Genomic DNA, 24,560 nt, shown 5'->3' with positions numbered 1-24,560 from the left:
CGCAAATACTCTTCACTTTCCGCAAATACTCTTCACTTTCCGCAAATACTCTTCACTTTCCGCAAATACTCTTCACTTTCCGCAAATACTCTTCAATTTCGAGAAATACTCTTCACTTTTGTGATTTACTCTCCACTTTCGAGATTTACTCTCCGCTTTCGGGATTTACTCTTCACTTTCCGGAAATACTCTTCACTTTCGAAATTTACTCTTCACTTTCGGGATTTACTCTTCACTTTCCGGAAATACTCTTCACTTTCGAAATTTACTCTTCACTTTCGGGATTTACTCTTCACTTTCGTGATTTACTCTTCACTTCCGGGATTCTTTCTATTTTTTAGATATTTATCCACCCACCATATTCTAACAAAAAAACAATCGGATATCTCCGATTGTTTTTTTGAGGTGGCCGCTTTCCCTGTTAAGGTCTACGATTTCCTGAACGACGTTGTGTTTTTCGGTGCCCTTTATAGGAGGACTGGCCATGTTTTCCTCTTCTTCCTCGTCCACCTTGGAAGTGGTCACGCTTGGAAGGCAACGGCTTTTCCTCTGTAATATGGACAGGTGTTTTGTCCGGTTCTTTTGTGATAATCTTTAATGCTGCAGCAATGACTTCTACAGCGTTATGCTCGTTTACTAGGTCAACAGCCGTGGCCCTGTATTCATCCAGGTTTCCTTCTTCAATCGTTTCATTCAATTTTTCCATGGTCAATCGCTGCTGGCCTTCCAGCGCTTCGTCCCAAGTAGGCGGTCGCATTGGATTCATCCGTTTTTTCGTCGTTTGTTCAACGATCCGGAGATATCCCATTTCCCGCGGGCTGACAAATGTAACGGCAATTCCCTCTTTTCCGGCACGTCCCGTACGTCCGATACGGTGAACATAGCTTTCAGGGTCTTGAGGGATATCATAGTTGTAAACGTGCGTTACACCTGAAATGTCCAATCCCCTGGCTGCGACGTCGGTAGCGACAAGCACATCCACTTTACCTTCTTTAAACTTACGCAAAACGGACAGGCGCTTCGCTTGGCTCAAATCGCCATGAATGCCTTCTGCTGTGTACCCACGGACTGTCAAAGCGTTGGACAATTCGTCGACGCGACGCTTTGTACGGCCAAAAACGATCGCCAACTCAGGCGACTGCACATCAAGCAGACGTGAGAGAACATCGAATTTTTCCCTTTCAGGGACTTTTATAAAGTATTGCTCTATCAGCGGAACAGTCATTTCCCTCGCCTGTACCTTTATAAGTTCGGGCGACTTCATGAAACGTTCACCAATCCGGCGGATAGGTTCCGGCATTGTTGCTGAAAACAACAATGTTTGTCTTTCTTCAGGAACAGTTTCTAAAATAGACTCGATATCGTCGATAAAACCCATGTTCAGCATTTCATCTGCTTCATCCAGGATAACAGTATGAACTTTACCCAATTTCAAAGTCCGGCGCTTAATGTGATCTAGCACACGGCCCGGAGTTCCAACAACAATTTGCGGACCTTTTTTCAATGCTCTAATCTGACGCTGAATATCCGAACCTCCATAAACCGCCAGCACCCTGACCCGGCTGTCGATAGCAATTTTGTATAGCTCCTCTGAGACCTGGATAGCCAGCTCACGCGTAGGTGCAATGATGATTCCTTGGACAGTATGATCTCTTGGATCTATTTTTTCAATCAAAGGGATGCCGAACGCCGCAGTTTTTCCGGTACCGGTCTGGGCCTGTCCGATCAAATCCTTTCCCTGCATGCTGAGTGGAATCGTTTTTGCCTGTATCGGTGTAGCTTCTTCAAAGCCCATTCTATTTACTGCTTTAAGAATAGATGGACTCAAATTTAAATCTGAAAACTTCGTCAATGCTTCTCAATCTCCTTTTATTACTTCAAGTTGAAGCGAAAGCTTCACTTCATTCGAAAACTATAAACGATGTTGCTAATTCTATCACTAAAATTTGGTGGTGACAATTTCCATTCATTTGGCAGCCCTCTGTTTTTTCAAAAAGGTGCCGCTATCTCCCACCTCAACCGTTTGAATATTAAAAGTTTAGGCGGGAGGTAACAGCACCTAATTGCCGGGGCGATGTTTCCGCCCCGAAAAAGCTCTTATTCCACAACGGATAATGCTTCAACCACTTTTTCCAACTTCATGCCGCGCGATGCTTTGACAACAATCAGTTCGCCGCCTGAAATTTTGTCTTTAAGAGAATCAATCAGTTCACCCTGGTCCTGGAATGAAAACACATGTCCATCCGGGAAATTCTTTTCAGCTCCCTTTGCTATCCATTTCCCAAGGTCTCCATATGTATAAACATATTTTATTTTGGTCGGATCGATCTCTTCCCCTATTTGCTCATGGTATTCTTTTTCTTTGTCTCCGAGCTCAAGCATGTCTCCGAGCACTGCAATCTTGTCCTTATCGCCATCCATGCTTTCAAGCATTCCAATCACGGCTCGGAGAGCCGTCGGACTTGAATTATAGGAATCGTTGAGGATGGTTGTTCCGTTGATCCCTTTGTGCCATTCCATTCTCATGGTAGACAGTTTTACGGAATTTAAACCGTTTTTCACATCACTCGCCGGGACTGAAAATTCCTTTGCGGCAAGCAGTGCCGCCAGTGTATTCATAACGTTATGTTTCCCTGCAATAGGCAAAAATAATTGCTCATTTGGAAAAATTGATGTTGTAAAAGTACTGCCTCTCTCTTCTAATGTCAATTCCATTGGATATGCGTCATTTTCCAGTGAATCTCCAAATGTCACCAACCGGACATTCTTAAGCGAAGCAACTTTTTCCTGTAATAACGGCTCGTTCCCTGGAAAAATGAAAAGACCGTCCGGTGCCAATCCTTCGGTGATTTCAAATTTGGCAGCGGCAATTTCTTCACGGGAGCCAAGATCAAGAAGATGGGCTTCCCCGATATTTGTAATGATTGCCGCATCAGGCCGAGCAATTTTTGTCAGTAGAGAAATTTCTCCCCTGCTGCTCATCCCCATTTCAAGGATTGCAATCTCGGTTGATTCTTCAAGAGCCAGGATGGTAAGCGGAAGTCCAATATGGTTATTGAAATTGCCTTCTGTCTTTTGTACCCGGTATGTTTCACTGAGGACCGAAGCTGTTATGTCTTTCGTGGTTGTTTTCCCATTACTGCCTGTTATTCCAACCACTTTTACAGATAGCTGATCGCGGTATGCTTTCGCCAGTTCTTGTAAGGCAAGCAACGTATCTTTCACGATAAGAACCGGGCCGTTCGTAGGCGGATCCGGAACATCCTCCTGCCAGAAAACAGCGGCCGCCCCTTGATCTAATGCTTTTTCCGCGTATTGGTGGCCGTCAGTCTGCTCCCCTTTAAATGGGATGAACAAGTTTCCCGGGGAAATTTTACGCGAGTCAATCGATACACCTTTTACCACTGTATTAAAATCTTTTTGTACATCATTTTCTAATTTGATCATATTGGCTATTTGCCCAATTGTCCTTTGAATCATCGTAATCCCTCTTTTTAAAAACTATGGATGATCTTTTGTTTTTCCTCGTAACGCTGCCTTCCTAGGTCTACAAGGCGCTCGATCAACCCAGGGTATGGAATGCCGGAATTTTTCCAAAGGAGCGGGAACATGCTAAATGGGGTGAATCCAGGCATTGTATTTACCTCATTGATCAGAACTCTACCGTCTGACGTCACGAAAAAGTCCATCCGGGCCAAGCCTGAACAGTCCAGTGATTTATATGCTGTGAAAGCCATTTCTCTAATTTGATTGTACACTGCTTCAGAAATATCGGCGGGAATGACAAGTTCTGTAGAGCCGTCTTCGTATTTCGCCTCATAATCATAAAATTCTTTTTTCGGAACTATTTCCCCTGCAACAGAGCATGACAGTTCATCATTTCCAAGAATACCGACTTCAATTTCTCTGGCAATGACACCTTCTTCGATGATGATTTTCCTATCATAGCGGAAAGCATCTTCAAAGGCCGCTTCTAATTGAGACCGATTATCGCATTTGCTGATTCCGACACTTGAACCGAGATTGGCCGGTTTTACAAAGCTCGGATATCCGATTTTTTCTTCTACTTCCTTATAAGCCGCTTCGCGGTCAGCTTCCCACGTGCTGCGGATAAAAGAAACATACCCCACCTGTTCCAGACCAGCCTGCGAAAAAATATTTTTCATGACTACTTTATCCATACCCGCAGAAGAAGCCAGTACCCCGTTCCCTACATATGGAATATTTAAAAGTTCTAGCATTCCTTGCACCGTTCCATCTTCCCCATTGGGTCCGTGGAGAAGTGGGAATACCATATCAAAGCCTGTATTCAGTGAAGAGGGCATGATTTCATTTGCAGAAGATTCTTGATCACTTGGAAACTGCAGTAATTTTACATCTTCCACAGGACCTGTAATTTCGGGACCCTGGACCCACTTACCTTCTTTTGTAATGAAAATCGGAAAAATATCAAATTTATCTTTATCAAGTGCATGTATGACTGCTTTAGCGGTTTGTAAGGAAACTTCATGCTCAGCAGATTTACCACCGTATAACAAACACAATTTCATTTTTTATCCTCCATCTCCATGACATCTTTATAATTTTAACATGATTTTTGATAAAACAAAGAAGAAAAGTGAAATAGAATAACGAGGGTTGCTGATTTTTTTTGTGTTTCCGAAACCCTTATGAAAGATCGGCGTCCGCCCAGTTTCATCGTATGCCCTGTGTCCGGATTGCGTGTAGCGGGGATCTGACAGATGCTGATTTTCATAGGATCTTTTAAATGGGGTTGGGGCAGCAATAGTAAAAAATCAGCCCGTCCCAATCAGATGTAAAAAACCGGTCGCACTGATAAGTTTAATATATAAAGAAATCTTTATTTTATTATGCTAGAATAATGCTGGGGCTCTTAACGCTCTCCACTATTTTCCATGGAGGTTCATATTATGAAATTCGGCTTATTGCCGCGTATCGTCCTTGCGATTGTGCTCGGTATTTTAATTGGGCTCGTTGCACCAAATCCTTTTATTCGGATATTTGCAACGTTCAACGGCCTTTTCGGGAATTTCCTTGGCTTCATCATCCCCCTGTTGATCATCGGCTTTATCGTTCCCGGAATCGGGGCCATTGGAAAAGGTGCCGGAAAGGTGCTCGGATGGACTGCAGCCATTGCTTATATCTCAACAATCGGAGCGGGGTTGCTTGCGTTTATTACTGCAAAAACGCTTTATCCTTCCATTTTGGCCAATCAATCACTGAAAGAATTCGCCAATCCGGAAGATGCGCTTTTAAAATCTTACTTCAACATTGAGATGGAACCATTGATGGGCATCATGACTGCCTTGCTATTATCCTTTGTTATCGGAATTGGCATCGCAGCGATCAAAAGCGATCTGCTTTTGAAACTGTCCACCGACTTTAGGGACATCATTCATCTTGTAATTGAGAAGGTGATCATCCCTTTATTGCCAGTCCACATATTCGGTATATTTGCGAATATGACCAATGCCGGCCAAGTAGGCTCCATATTGAGCATATTCATCAAAGTTTTTGCCATGATCATTATTCTTCATATTGTCTATTTGATCATTCAATATACCATTGCCGGCTCCGTACAAAAAAGGAATCCATTTTCGATGTTGAAAACAATGAGCCCGGCATATTTTACTGCGCTAGGAACTCAATCTTCAGCAGCAACGATTCCAGTCACTCTAAAACAGGCCAAACAGGTGATTAAAATGGAAAGGGTTGCAGATTTTACGGTTCCATTGCTTGCAACCATTCATTTATCCGGAAGCACCATCACGTTGGTGAGCTGCTCCATGGCCGTCATGTTCATGCAAGGGCAAGGCTATGCATTCGCCACCATGTTACCTTTCATATTGATGCTTGGTATTACAATGGTTGCTGCTCCAGGAGTTCCCGGTGGAGCCGTCATGGCAGCAATCGGCTTATTGGAGTCCATGCTTGGCTTCGGCCCTACGATGACCGCTCTAATGATCGCTCTTTACATTACTCAGGACAGCTTCGGCACAGCTTGTAACGTTACAGGGGACGGTGCGATTACAGCAATTATGGATAAAATCAACCGCAAAGATTCTATGGCAGAAGAAAAAGCGGCAATTTAACCTTATGAACCCCGACACAGGGGTTCTTTATTTTCAGTAAATACCCTCTATATTAACGAGGAATATCCATATTTCGGTTCAGCCGGATCAAACCCTTTTAAATATTTCCATTAAAAATACAGCCCCGTAAAGGAAGCTGTATCTGCCACCACATTTACTCCAACAAGGCCTGCCATTCCCCGGCTTTCCGATCAAGGACAAGCCTGCCATCAGGCGCACGCCTGCTTTGCTCCATATATACTTCATACATTTCATCCATATCCAAAAAATCGCCGACAATCCAAATCGGTATTTCAATTTTTAACCTGTCGCCCACCATTTTATCAATGGAAAAAATGACTCCTTCTCTCATCTGTCCGCTCAATAGTTGCATGACTTCGGCCGGTACAAAAGGCGCCTGGCGGTATTTCCGGCGTCCGAACAAAGTTCTTTCCTTTCCGGGACTCACTCTGTGTGAAATAACAACGCCGATCATGGAAAAGAAATGTTCCCATTTTTTATAGTAAATTTTATTGAATGTGCCGTCTTCCCCAGTCAGGTAAACAAATTGATTTCCTAGCATTCTGTAAAAGGGAGGTCTCAAAGGTGATTTGATATGACCCAAATAGAGCAATTCAGCCAGTTCCTGACCAGTCAGTTCATTCAAACCTTCCTCATCTGAAAAATCTGCCCAGCAAAATTCACCGTAACGGAATACTTCATCTTCCAGAAGTTGTTCAATATTATCGCCTGTTACAAAATTCAGCCGGGTATGCATATTAAAATAGCCATCTTCGAATTTATGTTTGAGTAATAAAAGATTTGACGGCTTAATAGGAATACCTTTCATAAAATCGGGAAACTGAATACCAGATGACAAAATATACCGGGCGGTATGATTCATGTGTATGTATATGATATTTCTCCCAGCTGTGTGATTTTTCAATGAGATTGCCCCCACAAATATAGTCATACGATATACCTACAGTATATTTCTATAATATCAAATATTTACTGAGACTTATATTACATATTCACAACAAATTGATTGGATAGGTGATAAATGTGCTGGCAAGAGAGAAAGAAAAAGAATTAACACTACAAATCATTGACCATATTAAAAGTGAAGATTTTGATCAAGTAAATGAGACTTTTGAATCCTGCGGTCCGGAAAGGATGGCCTCCATCATTCAGAATCTGCCCGAACGCTTCAGGGGTGCCATGCTTGAACATTTAAGCATTTCAACTCTGGCAAGCCTGATACAGCGTGTAAACATTAAACTTCAACTGGAGATTTTAAGTAAAATTGGTCCAGAAAAAGCAAATCGGGTGCTGGCATTATTGAATGTCAATTTCCTTTCACGGCTGTTCCGCCACTATCCAAAAGCGGATGTGGAATCTTTTTTGGAAGAAATGGAAGAGACTGAAGCGGCATATGTCCGGCAAATTCTTAAATACCCTGAGAACACGGCCGGAAGTTTAATGACAAACCGTTATGTGTCAGTCAATTCACGTTTTACAGTGGGGCAGGCTGTTGAAAAGCTGAAAACATTGGCCCTATATTCTGAAAGCCTCAACCATATTTACGTTGTGAATGATGACGGCCATCTTGAAGGGACGGTTCCGTACAGAGATTTGATCATCACCGAACCCGAAGAAAAAGTAACAAATATCATGGTCGAAAAAATCATATCTGTCGAGGTTATGTCGAAAAGAAGTGAGATTGTGCGCTTGCTTCAGCGGTACGACTTTACAGCGCTCCCTGTGGTAAATAAAGATGAGGTCCTTGTGGGGATTATCACTTTTGATGACATGGTGACCACAATCATCCACGAGGCCGGCGAAGACATCAGTAAAATTTCTGCTATGAATAAAGAAATCGACTTTGACACAAAACCGGTCCCTGCAGCAATCCGCAGGCTGCCGTGGCTCATCGCTCTCCTGTTTATAGGCCTTGTATCAGGAAGCATCATCTCAAGGTTCGAAGAGACGCTGGAGCAAGTGGTGGCTCTCGCCTTTTTCATGCCGCTGATAGCAGGAATGACCGGAAATACTGGTACACAATCGCTTGCAGTTGTCGTACGTGGATTAGCAGAGAGGGAAGTTGATATGAAGACAGCTGTTAAACTTCTTTGGCGGGAGTTCCGTGTCAGCTTATTAATAGGAATGACTTGCGGGCTGCTCATTGCCATCATTGCATTTGTTTGGCAGCACAATTTTTACCTGGGAATTGTAGTCGGAGGCTCATTATTCCTTACTTTGATTATCGGGACATTCGCAGGGACAATCATTCCACTGATTTTATACAAGTTGAAAATGGACCCTGCAGTTGCATCCGGTCCGCTGATCACAACAGTCAATGATATTTTTTCCTTGGTCACATACTTTTCCATTGCTACCCATTTTCTCACCAAGCTTACGTGACACTTAAATGAATGATAAAAGTTGTCGGTTTATGGGTAAAATTTAAGTAAAGGGAGTCAAGTCAATGAGTAACCGACTTTGTACTATGAATGCATAATATAGTACAAGGACTCCCTCCCCGGCAGGCTTCAGGAGCAGCCATGCCGGGTGATTGAACAACAATAAACAAAACAATTTTAACAAATGGAGGAGGTGAAGCCTTGCTGCGGGTATTCCGTAGTAAGGCGCTCCATTGTTCGCCCTTAAACTATTTCTCGTATTTTTTCTTATAGGAATTACAGCATTCTTTGTTGCATCCGAGTTCGCGATTGTAAAAATACGGAGTTCACGTCTGGACCAGCTAATTGCAGAAGGGAACAAAAAAGCCCCTGTGGCCAAACGTATCATCTCTAATTTGGATGGTTACCTGTCTGCCACCCAGTTGGGGATCACCGTTGCATCGCTTGGTCTCGGTTGGCTTGGGGAACCGACAGTCCAAGTGATTTTGACCCCCTTGTTTGAACGATTTGATGTTCCCGATTCAATTGCCGGGATCCTTTCATTTTTAATAGCCTTTATCACCATTACTTTTGTCAGTGTGATCCTCGGTGAACTGGTGCCTAAAAACCTAGCTATATTCAAACCGGAAGCAATTGCTCTCGCTGTCTCGACACCGCTTGTCTGGTTTTATAAAATTCTTTTTCCATTCGTATGGCTCCTGAACAGGACCGCCCGAATGGTGACAAAGATTTTTGGGGTCCAGCCTACATCAGAGAGTGAGGTTGCCCATTCCGAAGAAGAGCTTCGCATCATTCTATCCGAAAGCTTGAAAAGTGGAGAGATCAACCAATCTGAATACAGATATGTCAATAAAATCTTCGAATTTGACAATCGGATAGCAAAGGAAATCATGGTGCCCAGAACAGAAATCGTAACGATTGACAAGTCAGCTTCCATAGATGAAATCATGGATACTGTGAAAGAATCACGCCTGACACGCTACCCTGTAACGGAAGAAGGTGACAAGGATAAAGTACTCGGCGTAGTGAATATAAAAGAGTTTTTAACTGACTGCATCGAGGGAAATTGCAAGGGCTCCCAGCCAATCACGGATTACATCATGCCCGTCATCAGCGTGATTGAGACAATTCCCATCCAGCGGCTTTTGGTAAAAATGCAAAAGGAAAGAAACCATATGGCCGTCCTCTTCGATGAATATGGGGGAACGGCGGGAATCGTGACGGCTGAGGATATACTGGAAGAGATTGTTGGCGAGATACGTGACGAATTTGATGAAGACGAAATGCCGCTTATACGAAAATTGGGTGATAAACATTATTTGCTAGATGCAAAAGTGTTGATTGAGGAAGTAAATGATTTGCTTGGCATCCACCTTCGCTGTGAAGACATTGATACGATCGGGGGCTGGCTCCTGACCCAAAAGTATGACTTGCAGCAAGGCGACACGATCGAAGATGAGGGGTACAAATTTCATGTAAAATTAATGGAAGGTAACCACATTTGCGAAGTTGAAGTGACCGCATAAAAAGGATACTGTGCCAAAATGAAATAGACAGGCTTCTGTTTTATTTCCAGGGAAATGATGTCTTTCGACAATCATTTCCTGTTTTTTTGTCTAAAAAAAGACATATTTCATAGGTTATACCACCAAATTCTGCTGACGTACGGTTGGAATAATGCTATACTTTTTTTAGCAATCCGTCGTTTACGGGCTTAAAGGAGTATATTTGAATGATATCAGAATGGCTTGCAGTTATCGAAGACTGGCTGATGGATTACGGGGTATTGGGACTTTTGATTGTTTCCTTTACGGATTCAGCTTTTTCACCGATTATTCCAGAGGTCATGTTAATTCCTATGGGGATCGCCTCCCCTGACAAAGTCTGGCTGTATGCATTTTACACTACCGTTGCGTCCATCCTGGGGGCACTGCTTGGATGGTACATCGGAAAAAAACTTGGAAGACCCATATTGCTCCGTTTTATCAAGGCGGACAAAATTGACAAGGTTGAGTATTATTTTGAAAGATACGGTGCAATGGCGATTTTAATAGCGGCGTTTACACCTGTCCCTTACAAAGTGTTTACGATCTTTTCAGGGATTTCCAAGATAAAAATCAGGACACTTGTTTTTTGGTCCATCTTGGGCAGAGGCGGACGCTTTTTCCTGGAAGCAGCAATCATTGCGGCCCTCGGCGTCAGAGCCAAGCCGTTTATTGAAGAAAACTTTACTTTGATTACACTGGGTATCGGCGGATTGGCAGTCATCGCTTTCATTATTTACCGTCTGATCCTCACCAGAAAGAAAACAGCATAAAGCAAATAATATAACAATGCGGGCTGGTACGTTGTACCAGCCCGCTTCGCTTTTATTCTACATGGTATTCGGTATACCCTGGGACAGCCTGTACTTCGTCGAGAACTTTGAAAAGTTCCAGCCGGGATTTGGTGACTGAAATATCCACTCCCATTTCAGCAAGACTATCAATAAATTTTTCAAGTTGTTCATGATCTCTATGCAAAAAGACCACCTCATTTAAGATTTAACATCTTATACTTATTTTAACGCACTTTTCAACTGATTTGAATCGCTTTCAGAAAAAAATAAAAAAATGTGTCCAAAATTAAAACATTCTTGTTCAATATTCCCTGCCTTCCCTATAATAAACTTTTTTTTGGAGAATTTTTATGTAAAAAGAGGAAGCTTCACATTCGTGAAGCCTCCAGTCCATGATCACTTGTTTTGGATGCTTGATCGTCCGAATTTATATTCATGTGAATACTATTTTTAAGTGGTACCACTCCAAAACCCAGACATCCGAAATACAGGCCTTCCTTTTTTGGAAGCTCCTGTCAAGGTTGATTTCCACTTTCTGTCCCAGTCCTCTTTCTTTACATTCGGTATTTTTCCTTCGCTTGATCGTTTACCCCTTTTGTCTTCGTCCTGCAATTTTTCATTTATCATCTATATCTCCATTACATTTTATACTTTGCCTTTGGCCTTTTCCGAAGCTTCCTCCAACTTTTCGTCGTTTCCTCTGATCCCTCACAATGAATAGCGCTTTAAAGGAATAAAAGCTTTAATAGTTCCCTTCAGCCCATATGAACTGAATCGCAAAGAAAAAGCGTCAAATCAATGATTTTTTGTCAGAAAATGTAAAAGACCGCAAAAAGGGCATCCCCTTTCTTTTCTTCCGGTTACGCGCATTTTCCATCATCTCAAATAGCTGCTGATCCCTTTCCCGTTCTTCAATTTTTTCCGTCAGCCGTTCCACCTGAAGCGCGAGCTTCCGATTCATTTCCGCCAAATTCGTCTGCTGCTCCTCTAACAGAGTGATCTTTTCACAGAGCCTGTCTATATCCAGTTCCACTCTTTCTTCAGATTCGGTCACCAACACTTCTATTTTACCTGATTGGCCTGCTGTTATCTCTGCCGCCTGATCTACAGTAATCCCATCCTCCGACATTCTCTCTATCATTTCCTGTATCTGTGTAATATCCTTCTCTCTGAAAATACGTCCATTATTCGATCCTCGCTCAAAATGATATCCTTTTGATTCCAGTACAACAGCATAATTCCTGAGGGTACTGACCCCTATTCCCAACTCCTTGGCTGCCCCGGAAGTATACAACACTTTTTCCATCACCGACCCTCCCAAGATTTGGTTGTACTAAATAATATTCCACAGACAAGAGGCTTGTCCTTTCTCTAATAATGTAGATTGAAAGGGAGATGTGTCTTTCGTTTTACAAATTTTTCGTAAAACTTCCACTGCTTATCCTTTACCGTTTCGCCGTTCATTCAGGGAGTAAATCAATATGTATTGAAGTATGATGGAGAGGGCCTATTCATTTTATAGAAATACAACCGTACGAGTTTGATTATAGTATGCTGTGCTGCTTCCTGAGGAGAAAGTCACTGAATCAAGGCTTACCTAAATAGAAAGGGGCATGATTTTCCATAATTTGTTGTACACAATCAACATGTAATGAAGCATTCAATCCTAATAATTGAGCCCATAACACCTAAATACCCCTGCAGGTGCCATCAACGACGGCCAAAACGACGAAAATAAATACCACAACATTTATTTACGAAAGCAGTTTAAAAGACTCAAAAAACCCGCTCCATCTGGAACGGGATCTCTTTTCCTAAGCCTGCCACGGACGGCTCGCCATGGAAGACCTTTGTTTAGGAATCCTTTTTTGCCCCAATTCTTCGCGAGTCATGCGCCGGGGCTCCATGCCCTTTTCGATCCTCGACCTAAGTTCATGCGGCATGGAATACAGATTGGGCGGTAAAAAAACACGCTTAGAATCTTCACTGCATGTTGGGCATACAGCACTCCCCTTGTTTCCACCCATCGACCTGAAAAACAAGGTGAATTCTCCGCAGTCATCACAGCGGAAAGTATAACTTGGCAAGATATCCCCCCCCCTATTTTTCGTTTACTTTTATTTTGGTGTAATATCTTTATCAAAAATCTGGGTAGGAATCGCAACTGTACAGCAGGCGTTCGGAATATCTACAATCCCCGCGACCCGCCCCTCAACCGGCGCAGAGCTCAACAGCATATATGCCTGTTCACCTGTGAACCCTTGTGTTTTTAAATATTCAATTGCATTCAGGCATGCCCTGCGGAAAGCCGTATTCGCATCCATATAATGCTGTTTTCCATCTTTCTCATCAACAGATACTCCCTCAAACACGAGAAAATCCGAATATAGAGGATCTACCGGCCCTGGCTTGAACACAGGATTATCCTTGATCATATATTTTGCCATTCCGCCTTTGATGACGTCGACCTTCAAGTCGATCCATCCGGACATTTCGATACCGCCACAGAATGTGATTTCTCCATCGCCTTGCGAGAAGTGAAGATCCCCCACCGATAATTTTGCTCCGTCCACAAATACCGGGAAAAAGATTCTTGAGCCTTTTGATAGATTTTTAATGTCACAGTTTCCACCGTTTTCCCTCGGAGGCACCGTTCTTGCTCCTTCAGCAGCTACCCTGTCAAAATCTTCGCCTTTCAGTGTACCAAGCACTGCACTTTCAGGTGTCGGCAAATTAGCGAGCGGAGGAGTCCTGTCAGGATTGGTCGCTTTCAGTTCTTCCTCTCTTTTATTCCATTTTTGTAAAAGTTCCATCGACGGCGCCACTCCAATCAGACCCGGGTGGACAATTCCTGCGAATTTCACTCCAGGAACATGCCGCGATGTTGTATAGATCCCTTCAAAGTCCCAAATGGATTTCTGCGCTTCAGGATAATGGTCAACAAGAAAACTTCCTCCATTTTCCTTGGCAAAAATTCCATTGAATCCCCATTCGTAACCTTGGTGAACACCAACATCCAATATATCAACTACCAATAAATCTCCTGGTTCTGCTCCATTGACATAGACTGGCCCGCTCAACACATGGACTCGTTCCAAATTTGCTTTACGGATATCAGTGGGGTCATCGTTGTTTTTTATCTGTCCGTCTGTCCACTCCTTGCAGTCCATCCGGAACGCTGTTCCGGGATCCACTGCAAATGCTGCAGGTATATCCGGGTGCCATCTGTTATGGCCCGGGTGGGCCTGCTCCTCCATCGTCTTGCTCAAATCCAGCTTAAACAATGTTTTTGGCATCTTACTACTTCCTCCCTGACCATTTTATGTAAAACTCTTCGGGTGAAAATAATGTATGCCCATCCAGTATAAAATAATAGTTCATATTAGTCAAACAATTCAGACGAGTCTTATATTTCAAGCGAAAAAGCAAATTACTATTCAGCTAGGTTTCTTTTCTAATAGGATTACGATAAATAGCCTCTTTTCTCTCAAATTGATCCCCGTAATGGGACTCCCAGTTCTCAGACAGCCATTTGAGATTAACAAATAAACAATTCCAATTTTTGTATAGACCTTCCCAATCATACGTATAATTTTCATTAGCGGAAATTCGATGTACGGTAGTCATGCTGCCTTTGTCAGCAGATAAGTAAGCCCAATTCACATTTATGCACTCCCAGTTCAATGATGTATTCGATATTTTGACCTTTCTGCAATTCATACAAACCGAAGAAGCTGTTAAGCTGTCAGCTTCTTCGCATCTCTTTATAATTCTTCAGCAAGCGATTGGCATTGATCTGCAATTGTCTGCAATAGTTTGGCCCCAGGTGCTCCATCAACCACACGGTGATCAATCGTCAGGCTGAGTGGAATCCGCTCCCTTTGTACGACTTCCCCTTCTTCCATGATTAGATGGGGCTCAATTTTTCCGACACCGAGAATACCGGCCTCAGGAGGATTGAGGATCGGAGTAAAGAAACCTATGCCGAAATTCCCAAGATTCGTCACGGTAAAAGTGCTTCCTTTCAATGTTACACTTGACAAGTTTTTAGACATTACACTTTTCACGATTTCCTTCAACTCTTGATCCAACTGGGAGAGTGACATTTGATTGGCCTCTTTAAGAACCGGTACATACACTCCTTCTGCTGTATCCACTGCGATTCCCAAATGAATATTTTCATGCCAGATGATATTCTCTCCTTGAACATGGGCGTTTACAGCGGGGTGCTGCTTCAACGCTTTAATGGCCGCATAGGAAATAAGAGCGTTCCAGCTCACGTTTGAGCCGCTTTCCTGACGCCTTTTTACCAGTTCCGTCACATCTACCCATGAGGTCAAGGTCAACTGCGCCGACTCTTGCAAGCTTGTCATCATCCTGGTTCCGATTGTTTTGCGAATGCCGGACATCTCTGTCACCACGCCGGTTTCTTGGTGAGCTCCTCCCCCTTCCGCTACATTTTCAATGTCTTTTTTAGTGATTGCTCCTTCTTTTCCTGTTCCTTTCACTTCGGTCAGATCGACTTTCAGATCTCTTGCCAGTTTCCTCAATCTTGGAGAGATTCTGACAAACAAAGATTCAGGAATCTTTTCCTTACCAATTTTATTATCGGTCTTGGAATCTGCTTCTTTAGAATTGCCGGGGGCTTCTCTTTCAATTTTCGCAAGGACATCCCCGACTTTAGCGGATTCTCCTCTTCTTACTACAATTTCACTGATGATTCCTTCCATTTCAGCTTCTATTTCAAATACAGCTTTTTCCGTCTGTACTTCTACAAGTACATCACCTTCTTCAACAGAATCTCCCTTTTCCACATGCCAAAAAACAATGAGACTTTCTTCAATTTCATCGGATGTCCTTGGCATTTTCACTTCCATCATGAATTTCACTCCTTAGAAGCAATCAATACGTTTCCATTAATTCTTTTACCGCTTTAAAAATTGAGTCAGGACCGGGAATGACAAAATCTTCAAGCGGATCGCTGTAAGGGATCGGCACGTCTGGGATGGCCAGTCTTCTGACGGGCGCCTCCAGTTCATATAGGGCTTCCTCCGCTATAATCGCTGAAATCTCAGCGGTCATTCCATAAGAAAGGTAATCTTCGTCAACGACAACAAGGCGGTGTGTCTTTTTTACGGATTCAATGATGGTATCTTTGTCGATCGGCTTCAACGACCGCAAATCTATGACTTCTGCCTCAATACCTTCTTTGGCCAATTCCTCTGCTGCCTGCACTGCGTAGTGCGTCATCATTTGAACGCCTACGATTGTCACGTCACTGCCCTCACGGACGACCTTCGCTTTATCAAGCGGAACAGTGTAGGTATTTTTGGGCACATGTCCGATAGATTCATCCAGTTGATCCATCCAGCCAAGACCCTGAAGCGATTTGTGGAACATGAAAAATACCGGGTTGTCATCGCGGATCGCGGAAGTCATCATGCCTTTTAAGTCATATGGCGTAGAAGGTGCTACAACCTTCAGCCCGGGCATATGCGCAAAAGTGGCATATAACGTCTGCGAATGCTGTGCAGCATCATTATATCCTCCGCCAACCGCGGTCATCAGTACCATTGGAAGCTTGACGCTGCCACCGGACATATATTGTATTTTTGCCATATGATTGTAGATCTGGTCCATGCATACCCCAAAAAAGTCGACAAACATCAGCTCTGCAATGGGGCGCATGCCTTCGGCTGCAGCACCGATTGCCGCTCCGATAATCGCCGTTTCCGAAATGGGCGTATCGATCACACGGTCCGCTCCGAATTTATCAAGAAGCCCCTCAGTCGATCCAAAAATTCCACCGTACTTGCCGACGTCTTCTCCAAGAACAAATACTTCGTTGTTGTTTTCCATTTCAAAAGCAATCGCCTCGGCCATAGCTTTATTTCCGGTCAACAATCTTTTTTTCGTCGTTTCCATCGAATTTTCTCCTTTCCAATCTGCATTTTTCTCAACCCTAAAATGTAAGACTCTCAAACCTTTGGTTCAGTCCGTTCAATTAAACATGTCGGCAAGTGCTTGTTCCGGCTTTGGAAACTCGCTTTCTCTTGCAAAATTGTACGCTTCGTCGACTTCCGCCCTGATTTTCGATTCGATTTCTTCCACTTCGGATTCGGCTACACCGTACTCGTCGGTCAACAGTTTTCTTACCCGTAAAATTGGATCGCGCTCCCTTAACGCAGGTACTTCCCCTTTTTCACGGTACAATTCCGGGTCACCTTGGAAATGGCCGAGATACCTGAAAGTCTCGATTTCAATTATGGTCGGGCCTTCTCCATTACGGGCCCTTTTTACAGCAGCTTCTGAAACTTTATACATTTCGATCGGATCATTATCTTTTACATAAGCGCCTTCGATTCCGTAAGCTGGCGCTCTCAGATCATTCGATTCAATAGAAGTCGATGCCTTTTTCGGAACCGAGATTCCGTAGGCATTATCCTCAACTACTAAAATCAGCGGCAATTTCCAAAGCGCAGCCATGTTGAGCGTTTCATGAAAAGCTCCTGAATTTGCTGCTCCCTCTCCTAGGAATGCGACCGCAACCCAGTCTTTTCCGTTCATTTTTGCAGCTAGTGCCGCGCCGGCTGCCTGCGGAATCCCCGCTCCGACTATTCCGCTGCATGAGAATTTTACGTCCGGATCAAATATATGCATATGGCCGCCCTTGCCTTTTGAAAGACCTGTTTCCTTGCCAAATATCTCAGCTGTCATTCTGTTCAAGTCGACCCCCTTTGCAATCGCATGATGATGCGGGCGATGCGGGGATGTCACCGTGTCATTCTTCGTCAGATGGGCACAAATTACCGCGGCAGGCTCCTGTCCAGTCGACAAATGCATCTCGCCCGGAACAGTGCCCGCCCCTATATTGAAAACAGGAGTTTTGCCTTCCAAATACACTTCAGCCATTTGATCCTCGTAATAACGGCTCTTCGCCATCATTTCATACATCCACTTCAACTTGTCCAAAGGTACTGTCATGTTTGTTCCTCCTTTTTCTTTAAAGATCTACTAATGATAAACAGCAAGTTTTGTTCCAATTTTCAATCCCCTGAATTCAACGCCTTTCGATAAAAAATATGTCCCGTTTTGATACAAAGTGTCCTTTCATAGATGAGACACTGTACCAAAACGGGACAAAAAGTCCGTACAGAAACTTCATGTTTAAATTTGGGCACTCATGCACCCGTCGGTGAAAAGAAATCACATTAGTATCATAGGGTTGGCTACTACTTCTTCATTAATACTTACTCACAATATGGAAGACTCCATTTTTCGTTTCAAAAAAATAAAAGTCACTACAGAAATTTTCACTTGAATGAAACCTATAAATATCCAGACCTTTCTCTGTCATCCATTAGCTGGGCATACCACTCTACCCAAAATATGTAGTGATTCATTTCTACTCATATTCAGTATATTTTCAATTACAGATGTATCACATCTCGGTAATTGAGATGGAAAATCTATCCTTTGACTGAAGCAGATTCATCTTAAAATTAATTGAAATCCTTGGACAATCACAAAAAAACATGGAAGCATTCAAGTCGTTCCATGTTTTCAGTGAAGTATGTCTGATTAAACTTATACTTTAGCAGCCCATATTTCTATCTCAATCTTTATCTCAGGTAATCCCAATTCTGAAATATACCCGATGGTCATTGCAGGATATTCGTTACTGAATAACTTTTCCCACTCATCATATAAAAAATCCCAATCGATTTGTTCAGTTGCCCAAATGTTCACTTTTATAATATTTTCATTGCATAACCCTTCAGACTCTAATACAGTTTTTATATTTGTGAACGTATTTTTGACTTGCGAATTCATTTGTTCGGGTAAATTTCCATCATGATCTGCACCGATTTGACCTGACGTCACAAACAGTTCTGCGTTCCTGGGAATTTTTGTAATGTGGGTGTAATGACCAACTGGTGCTGGCATGGTTGTTGGATTTTTTCTTATAATTTTTTCGTACACCATTTTTCACCTCGCCATTTTAAATTTATTCTGTAGTTTTCGACTAGAACAACAATTTTTGGACACACTTCACCCTTTGAAAACTTTCCAGAAAAAAACAGCAGTGGGAGTATCCATATCCTAAAGAAACGTAAGTGATCTCTTCTTCAAAATTGAACACCCCTCTTTCTTAAAATGACAAGTTTTATTATTCAAAAATTTATATAAAAAACAATGGATATATTTCTACTATAAGACCCTTCATTGAAATAAGAGGGTTGAATCTTAAATAACATGTTTGTAATTAAACCTTACAACTCTTTTATAATGAACTATAATAGCGATTGATTCAATATCCGGGAATCATGTGTTTTCGGGTTTATTGTACGAAAAGCATGATAATCGTTTGAACGCTGATTTCCGTCCTATTCTCCCCGACAAAACGAAGCCACTACCGTGCTATTACCTCACTCCGTATTTTTCCATCTGCCTGTAGAGTGTGCTCCGGGAAACCCCCAGATGTCTTGCCGCACGGCTATAATTTCCATCGCATAGTTTAATCGACTGCACCAATGCCTGTCTCTTGATCTCATCTTTCATCGGCAATTCCTTCTCGGTCGCCGTTTGGGAATCAGCAAAGAGATCCGCAGGCAAGTCTTCCGGCCCCAGCATCTTTCCAGTACATTTTACAATTGCTCGTTCCAATATGTTTTGAAGTTCGCGCACATTTCCGGGCCATTCATATTGTTGAAGTGTCTCGTAAAAAGCAGATTTCACTTTCAGGGGAGATCTTCCGATCCGCATAGCAAGTTTTTCAATGAAGTACTCTGCCAAACGGGGAATATCATCGCAACGCTCCCTTAAAGGTGGAAGGGTAATCGGAATGACGTTCAACCTAAAAAACAAGTCTTCTCGAAAGTTCCCTTTCTCCACTTCCTCTTGCAGATTTTTATTTGTAGCAGCGATGATCCTCACATTGACTGGGACGACTTTATATCCTCCGATTCTGACTACCTCTTTATCTTGCAGGACCCTTAAAAGCAGCACTTGCATTTCCAGGGACATTTCACCAATTTCATCCAAAAATATCGTCCCGCCCTCGGCCAATTCAAATTTTCCTGGCGTTCCGCCGCGCCTTGCACCGGTAAAAGCCCCATCCTCATATCCGAACAATTCACTCCCCAGCAAATCTCGTGGAATCCCCCCGCAATTAATGGCAATGAAAGGCTTGTACCTCCGATCGCTTTCATTATGGATCGCCTGCGCAAAAATGTCCTTTCCTGTCCCGCTTTCACCTGTCAACAAAACATTAGAATCGGAACGGGCTGCGGCAATAGCCTCGAGCTCTACCTTCCTGATTTTTTCACTTTCTCCTACAATGTCACGAAACGTCACTTTTGCCTGATTACCGGAAAACTCATTGATCATCTGTCTTACTCTATGTATTTCTTTAATGGTCAGTAGCTTCCCGATTTTCTTTTTATGCTGAAATATTCCTTTTGACGTAATCAGCACCCCGACTTGCCCCTCGCTGCCGGATATTTTCAGCTTTATTTCCTTGTCAACGACATTGGCCTTTGATGAGCTGATTTCCTTAAAAAATCGATTATCAAAAACCTCACTGATATCCTTGCCTGCTAACTCATGCTCCTTTTTATCGATAATCCGATGTAAAATTTCATTTGTTTTTAAAATTTTTCCTGCAGTATCAATGATAATCATACCTTCGGAAAGAGTATCGGTCGTCGCCTCCAGCAGACTTTTCATAACTGCATTTCCCCGTGTTTTTTCAATAATCTGCAACTGTTTTTCAATCGCCGCCGCTGTAGATACAACCATCCCCAAAGTATGCGGGTGTACCTTTTCCACGGGACCGGATATATTTAAAATGCCGATGATTTCTCCTTCTGAATCATGGATGGGTGCTGCTGAACAAGTCCAAGGATGGCAAGCTTCCGTATAATGCTCAGATGCCCACACTTGGATGGGGCCATCCATTGCGATGCACGTTCCGATGGCATTCGCCCCCATCGCCTCCTCACTCCACGATGCCCCTTCGATAAATTTTATCCTATTTGCCAGTTCGAACGTTTCCTCATCTCCCAGCGTCTTCATCAAGTAACCATTTTCATCACAAAGAATGACCAGAAACCCTGAACCTTTCACAAAGGAATAAAGATTCTCCATCAAGGGAAGAGAAATACATATAAGCTCATGATTATGCTGCTGCAGTTTAGCCAACCCTTCGCTGGTCAGAATCTGAGTCCCACTTCGGACATGCGGATTTACGCCGTATTCCCTAGAACGCAGCCACGCTTCCTGAATTTCTGGTTTGATCGACCTGTTGAGATGCCCCCGATATACAAAATCCTCCCATAACTTCCTCATCAACTTTTTGTCTATCAAGATAGATCACCCCAACTTATAGGATACCTCTATTATAAAAAGAATTATAGGAAAATTGAAGCAATAAAAACTTGACCTCAGCTGTCATCTGCGTTTCGCATAGAAACAAGGTCTATAGACCTGGTTCCTTTTGTCTAAAAAAATAGAAATCTATTAAAAAATATGGTAAGGTTTAAGGAATATATAGGGGGTGGAGGCTTATTTTGGATGAAAAAATAAATATTTTTTTCATTCGAATAGTTCTATTATCCTATTTATAATCCAGTAAAAATGAGGTGACTAGTATGAAATCACTTCAAAAAGCATGTTAAATACAAAAAGGAAATATAGGAGGAACTAAACAATGGTATGTCAATCATGCGGCCATGAACAGGCTGCAGGAAAGTTTTGCGGAAAATGCGGTACAAAGTTGGTGGAGCAGATGGCTCCAGCACAATCCGAAACGGTGCAATCGGAGGCAAACCCTGACCAGGCTACAGCGGTGCAGCCAATGAATCATCCGGGAGTGCACCATACCGGGAACGCAGATCCAAGCCAGGGGGCAACACAGCCTGATGCGACTCAACATGAAACCGCCGCTGCCTATGCAGGCCAGCCGCAGCAGCCTAATATCCATGTAGAAAAAGTAAAAGAAACATCCAAAATGTACTGGAGCTATTATCTTCAATATTTAAAACATCCATCGAAGATTTTTGAGAACTCGGAGCGCGAATTTATCAATGGGCTGATTTCCATTGCTGTATTTGCAGTTTTAGTATCATTAGCAGCATTCAATTCCACACCTAGTACCGGCTTTGACTTTTTGGATCAAGCAGGACCTTCATTTATTACTGTTTTGCTTGGCACAGTCATATCAATAGCCATTCTCTCAGGTGTAGTAACATTCGCTTTATTTTTAGCTAATAGGTTTTTCGGACCAAACATGTCATATAAAAAGATTGTAAGCATTTACGGTGCGCATCTTACTCCTATTATTTTATTGGCGGCCGTTTCATTCCTGCTTCTGCTGTTGAAATCATACATTGCCGGAAATATGCTGATGTTCATCACTCTTGGTTTGCCATTTATTTTACTGCCCTTATATCTGATTGGAAGGTTTTTATCTATACAAGCCAAAGGGATGGACCCACTGTACGGTTTCCTATCTTATATTATTTTGTCTTCAGTTTTATTTTCGATTGTATTTGCCGTCCTTGCGGATTCGCTTATGAACTACATATTGGATTCTATTAATATTTTTTAAAATGTAAAAAAAGAGGTACAGATATATGAATTTTTGCCAAGAATGCGGAAAGCCCCTGAAAGGGGCGGAAAATCATTGCATGGAATGCGGGCGTAAGGTAGAGCATGTCTCACCGCAGGCCAGCCGAAGTTCCACTTCAATAAGTGTATCCAAAAAGAATAAACTGATTGGCAGTATTGTTGGCGCAGCAGTCATTTTACTGGGAGCTTTCTATTTCTGGGGAAGTTCCCAGGTATCGGCGCAAAACATTGCCCAAAAATTCACTGAAGCCATTCAGACAAATGACGCCAACGCCCTACAAAAAGTGACAATTGTACATCACGGTAAGTTCATTTCAAAAGGAGAGGCGAAAGGACTTCTCGCTTTGGCAAAAGAAGAACCCGAGTTTATTGAAATGAATATGCGGTCTATGTCAATGGGCGGCGGTTATCCTGACGAAGGACTTTTTATCGTCGTGGAAAATGGCAAGTGGCTCGGTATTTTCAAACGGCACAGTATTCTTGTAAAACCGCAGTACGTTGAACTTCGCCTTCCGTTTGAGAATGTAAAAACGACTTTTAACGGTCAAGAGGTATCTATCAAGGAAAGCGGAGAAGAGACGGTCGTCCACGGACCGATGGCTCCCGGGATCTACGATCTGGATAGCAGTTTTAGCGGAGAATATACCGAAGTGAAAACAAAAGAAAAACTGACTGTTTTGGACGAATATAGCGATCCTGTCCCTCACCGGGTGGATTTGGAGGCAGCTTATGTGAATCTTTACTTGGATACGGCTAATGCACCGGTCTCGAAAGCCCACGTTCTTATTAATGATAAAAAAGTGAAGTTTGACAAGGAGATGAAGATTGAAAAATTCGGTCCACTGAAACTTGATGGCAAAACAACTGTCGTTCCGGTTGTCGAACTTCCGTGGGGTGAAATCAAGTCGGAAAAGGTAAAGATTAAAAACGACACTGTCAATATAACTCCGTACACTATAAATAAGGAATTGACCGACTCCCTATCCGAACTGATTCTGGCATATGGGGAAGAATATCTCCAGGCTCACGCCGCTTGGGATACAGCCAAATTCACAACAATCACAAGTTCAATGAAGGAAGACTTTCAATCTGATTTCAGTTACAACAGAGACAGTGATGAGCTCTTTACAGGAAAATTGGAAAAGATTGAGCTTAACCTGGAGGATATCCATTACAATGAAAACGAAAATAATACCATAGGGGTTGGGTTTCCTGCAAGATTCACTTTTCAGGCCGATTCCTACTATAAAGGCGATAAGCCAAGTATAACAGAGCGTATAGACTCTTGTGATATGGATCTTCTTTTTTACAAAAAAGACAACAGCTGGAAGGTGAATGGATGCAGTTCTTCCTGGTTCGGAAATGACATGGAACCGACAGTTACATTGGAAGGATCCAATAAATTATACAGTCCTTCCAATACGGACGGAGCCGTGACAGTTAGTAAGGATACAGAAGCCTCAAAAGGCAGTGCGTCTGAAAAATCCTCCGAGACTACTGGAGATTCAGACGTGTCTGCTGCCGATTTTGAGATCTTCATGGCGACATACAATGAAAAAAGCGTTCAAGCTTTGAATACCAATGATTTTTCAGTCGTCGAACCTATGATTGCTTCCAACGGGCCCAGATTGAACGAACAGCGTGATTACCTCCACTATATCGCCTCTAAAGGCATTACGGAAGAAATACTCTCCACCAATGTCGAATCAGTCAGTAAAACAGGAGACAGCACATGGGAAGTAGTCACCATAGAAGAATTCAATATCCATAAGAAGGACTCATCAAGCACGAAAAAATTCCGTACAAAAAACGTCATCAAAAGGATCGACAGGCAATTTCAACTATATGAGCTGTTGGAGACAAAGGAAATATGAAGGAGAGGGTTCAGCGGGGCTGGACCCTCTCTTTGCTTTACCGAATTTTCTCTTCAAACAAAGGTTACGTAATGTCCAGCTCCGATGGACAGGAGGTCCTAGTGCCGACAAAGCCACAGGACGTGGCGCTTTAAGTCGGCTAGGCGCCATAGCGGCAAGTATCAAGTCGAATTGCTGTGACTGCCTCCTCGCAATCCTCCAA

Annotated in this window: 21 protein-coding genes; 6 read left to right on the top strand and 15 right to left on the bottom strand. The window is 42.8% G+C overall.

The window, feature by feature from the left end:
• Positions 1–421: 421 nt before the first annotated feature.
• The 3 genes from cshA to C509_RS0121470 form a co-directional block, all read right to left on the bottom strand.
• Complete coding sequence (gene cshA / locus C509_RS0121480) at positions 422–1,852, bottom strand: degradosome RNA helicase CshA (protein WP_018709004.1); 1,431 nt, start codon at positions 1,850–1,852, stop codon at positions 422–424.
• Between the two features lie 245 nt (positions 1,853–2,097).
• Complete coding sequence (locus tag C509_RS0121475; RefSeq protein ID WP_018709003.1) at positions 2,098–3,480, bottom strand: UDP-N-acetylmuramoyl-tripeptide--D-alanyl-D-alanine ligase; 1,383 nt, start codon at positions 3,478–3,480, stop codon at positions 2,098–2,100.
• 14 nt (positions 3,481–3,494) lie between these two features.
• Complete coding sequence (locus tag C509_RS0121470) at positions 3,495–4,550, bottom strand: D-alanine--D-alanine ligase (RefSeq protein ID WP_018709002.1); 1,056 nt, start codon at positions 4,548–4,550, stop codon at positions 3,495–3,497.
• 381 nt (positions 4,551–4,931) lie between these two features.
• Here C509_RS0121470 and C509_RS0121465 point away from each other — a divergent pair, with 381 nt between their 5' ends.
• Positions 4,932–6,113 carry a dicarboxylate/amino acid:cation symporter gene (locus C509_RS0121465; protein ID WP_018709001.1) on the top strand — a complete coding sequence of 394 codons (1,182 nt, stop codon included), beginning with the start codon at positions 4,932–4,934 and terminating at the stop codon, positions 6,111–6,113.
• 154 nt (positions 6,114–6,267) lie between these two features.
• On the opposite strand, the gene C509_RS0121460 is transcribed toward C509_RS0121465, so the two are convergent.
• Positions 6,268–7,038, bottom strand: a complete 771-nt coding sequence (locus tag C509_RS0121460; RefSeq protein ID WP_018709000.1) for a hypothetical protein — start codon at positions 7,036–7,038, stop codon at positions 6,268–6,270.
• A gap of 119 nt (positions 7,039–7,157) precedes the next feature.
• Between C509_RS0121460 and mgtE the strand changes: the two genes are divergently transcribed.
• From mgtE to C509_RS0121445, 3 genes are all read left to right on the top strand, one after another.
• Positions 7,158–8,516: a magnesium transporter gene (gene mgtE, locus C509_RS0121455; RefSeq protein WP_018708999.1), complete on the top strand. Its 1,359-nt coding sequence runs from the start codon at positions 7,158–7,160 to the stop codon at positions 8,514–8,516.
• Between the two features lie 232 nt (positions 8,517–8,748).
• A complete protein-coding gene (locus C509_RS0121450) occupies positions 8,749–10,041 on the top strand; it encodes a hemolysin family protein (RefSeq protein WP_018708998.1) in 1,293 nt (430 codons plus the stop codon).
• Positions 10,042–10,250: 209 nt separating this feature from the next.
• Complete coding sequence (locus C509_RS0121445) at positions 10,251–10,832, top strand: YqaA family protein (RefSeq protein ID WP_026320015.1); 582 nt, start codon at positions 10,251–10,253, stop codon at positions 10,830–10,832.
• 52 nt (positions 10,833–10,884) lie between these two features.
• On the opposite strand, the gene C509_RS26285 is transcribed toward C509_RS0121445, so the two are convergent.
• From C509_RS26285 to C509_RS0121390, 11 genes are all read right to left on the bottom strand, one after another.
• Positions 10,885–11,037 carry an Lmo0850 family protein gene (locus C509_RS26285; protein ID WP_018708996.1) on the bottom strand — a complete coding sequence of 51 codons (153 nt, stop codon included), beginning with the start codon at positions 11,035–11,037 and terminating at the stop codon, positions 10,885–10,887.
• A 266-nt stretch (positions 11,038–11,303) separates the two neighbouring features.
• Complete coding sequence (locus C509_RS26280) at positions 11,304–11,480, bottom strand: hypothetical protein (RefSeq protein WP_018708995.1); 177 nt, start codon at positions 11,478–11,480, stop codon at positions 11,304–11,306.
• A gap of 163 nt (positions 11,481–11,643) precedes the next feature.
• On the bottom strand, positions 11,644–12,159 hold the full coding sequence (locus C509_RS25240; RefSeq protein WP_018708994.1) for a MerR family transcriptional regulator: 516 nt from the start codon (positions 12,157–12,159) through the stop codon (positions 11,644–11,646).
• A 508-nt stretch (positions 12,160–12,667) separates the two neighbouring features.
• Positions 12,668–12,940: a zinc ribbon domain-containing protein gene (locus tag C509_RS0121425; protein ID WP_018708993.1), complete on the bottom strand. Its 273-nt coding sequence runs from the start codon at positions 12,938–12,940 to the stop codon at positions 12,668–12,670.
• Positions 12,941–12,970: 30 nt separating this feature from the next.
• Positions 12,971–14,149: a formamidase gene (gene fmdA / locus C509_RS0121420; protein WP_018708992.1), complete on the bottom strand. Its 1,179-nt coding sequence runs from the start codon at positions 14,147–14,149 to the stop codon at positions 12,971–12,973.
• A 145-nt stretch (positions 14,150–14,294) separates the two neighbouring features.
• Positions 14,295–14,516: a hypothetical protein gene (locus tag C509_RS0121415; RefSeq protein WP_018708991.1), complete on the bottom strand. Its 222-nt coding sequence runs from the start codon at positions 14,514–14,516 to the stop codon at positions 14,295–14,297.
• Positions 14,517–14,617: 101 nt separating this feature from the next.
• Positions 14,618–15,733, bottom strand: coding sequence for a dihydrolipoamide acetyltransferase family protein (locus tag C509_RS0121410; RefSeq protein WP_018708990.1), 1,116 nt, complete (start codon positions 15,731–15,733; stop codon positions 14,618–14,620).
• 22 nt (positions 15,734–15,755) lie between these two features.
• A complete protein-coding gene (locus C509_RS0121405) occupies positions 15,756–16,778 on the bottom strand; it encodes an alpha-ketoacid dehydrogenase subunit beta (RefSeq protein ID WP_018708989.1) in 1,023 nt (340 codons plus the stop codon).
• 75 nt (positions 16,779–16,853) lie between these two features.
• The gene (locus C509_RS0121400; RefSeq protein ID WP_018708988.1) at positions 16,854–17,837 is read right to left on the bottom strand and encodes a thiamine pyrophosphate-dependent dehydrogenase E1 component subunit alpha; all 984 of its coding nucleotides are present in this window, start codon (positions 17,835–17,837) and stop codon (positions 16,854–16,856) included.
• 603 nt (positions 17,838–18,440) lie between these two features.
• A complete protein-coding gene (locus C509_RS0121395) occupies positions 18,441–18,839 on the bottom strand; it encodes a RidA family protein (RefSeq protein ID WP_026320014.1) in 399 nt (132 codons plus the stop codon).
• Positions 18,840–19,277: 438 nt separating this feature from the next.
• Entirely contained in the window at positions 19,278–21,203 is a 1,926-nt protein-coding gene (locus tag C509_RS0121390) for a sigma-54-dependent Fis family transcriptional regulator (protein WP_033370540.1), read from the bottom strand.
• A 361-nt stretch (positions 21,204–21,564) separates the two neighbouring features.
• On the opposite strand from C509_RS0121390, the gene C509_RS0121385 reads away from it, so the two are divergent.
• Positions 21,565–22,464: a hypothetical protein gene (locus tag C509_RS0121385; RefSeq protein WP_018708985.1), complete on the top strand. Its 900-nt coding sequence runs from the start codon at positions 21,565–21,567 to the stop codon at positions 22,462–22,464.
• Between the two features lie 25 nt (positions 22,465–22,489).
• Positions 22,490–24,358 carry a zinc ribbon domain-containing protein gene (locus C509_RS0121380; RefSeq protein ID WP_018708984.1) on the top strand — a complete coding sequence of 623 codons (1,869 nt, stop codon included), beginning with the start codon at positions 22,490–22,492 and terminating at the stop codon, positions 24,356–24,358.
• Positions 24,359–24,560: the final 202 nt, after the last annotated feature.

Source organism: Siminovitchia fordii DSM 16014 = CIP 108821 (genome assembly GCF_000374565.1).
Taxonomy (GTDB): Bacteria; Bacillota; Bacilli; order Bacillales; family Bacillaceae_C; genus Siminovitchia; species Siminovitchia fordii.
The sequence above is the reverse complement of the archived record's forward strand: the minus strand, read 5'-3'. Positions and strand labels throughout refer to the sequence as shown.

Bases quoted from the DNA above. Each gene is read 5' to 3' on its own strand.
- C509_RS0121405 (WP_018708989.1), bottom strand. From the start codon at position 16,778: ATGGAAACGACGAAAAAAAGATTGTTGACCGGAAATAAAGCTATGGCC.
- C509_RS0121385 (WP_018708985.1), top strand. From the start codon at position 21,565: ATGGTATGTCAATCATGCGGCCATGAACAGGCTGCAGGAAAGTTTTGC.
- C509_RS26280 (WP_018708995.1), bottom strand. From the start codon at position 11,480: ATGATAAATGAAAAATTGCAGGACGAAGACAAAAGGGGTAAACGATCA.
- C509_RS25240 (WP_018708994.1), bottom strand. From the start codon at position 12,159: ATGGAAAAAGTGTTGTATACTTCCGGGGCAGCCAAGGAGTTGGGAATA.
- C509_RS0121470 (WP_018709002.1), bottom strand. From the start codon at position 4,550: ATGAAATTGTGTTTGTTATACGGTGGTAAATCTGCTGAGCATGAAGTT.
- C509_RS0121410 (WP_018708990.1), bottom strand. From the start codon at position 15,733: ATGATGGAAGTGAAAATGCCAAGGACATCCGATGAAATTGAAGAAAGT.
- C509_RS0121465 (WP_018709001.1), top strand. From the start codon at position 4,932: ATGAAATTCGGCTTATTGCCGCGTATCGTCCTTGCGATTGTGCTCGGT.
- fmdA (WP_018708992.1), bottom strand. From the start codon at position 14,149: ATGCCAAAAACATTGTTTAAGCTGGATTTGAGCAAGACGATGGAGGAG.
- C509_RS0121395 (WP_026320014.1), bottom strand. From the start codon at position 18,839: ATGGTGTACGAAAAAATTATAAGAAAAAATCCAACAACCATGCCAGCA.
- C509_RS0121390 (WP_033370540.1), bottom strand. From the start codon at position 21,203: ATGAGGAAGTTATGGGAGGATTTTGTATATCGGGGGCATCTCAACAGG.
- C509_RS0121400 (WP_018708988.1), bottom strand. From the start codon at position 17,837: ATGACAGTACCTTTGGACAAGTTGAAGTGGATGTATGAAATGATGGCG.
- C509_RS0121380 (WP_018708984.1), top strand. From the start codon at position 22,490: ATGAATTTTTGCCAAGAATGCGGAAAGCCCCTGAAAGGGGCGGAAAAT.
- C509_RS0121475 (WP_018709003.1), bottom strand. From the start codon at position 3,480: ATGATTCAAAGGACAATTGGGCAAATAGCCAATATGATCAAATTAGAA.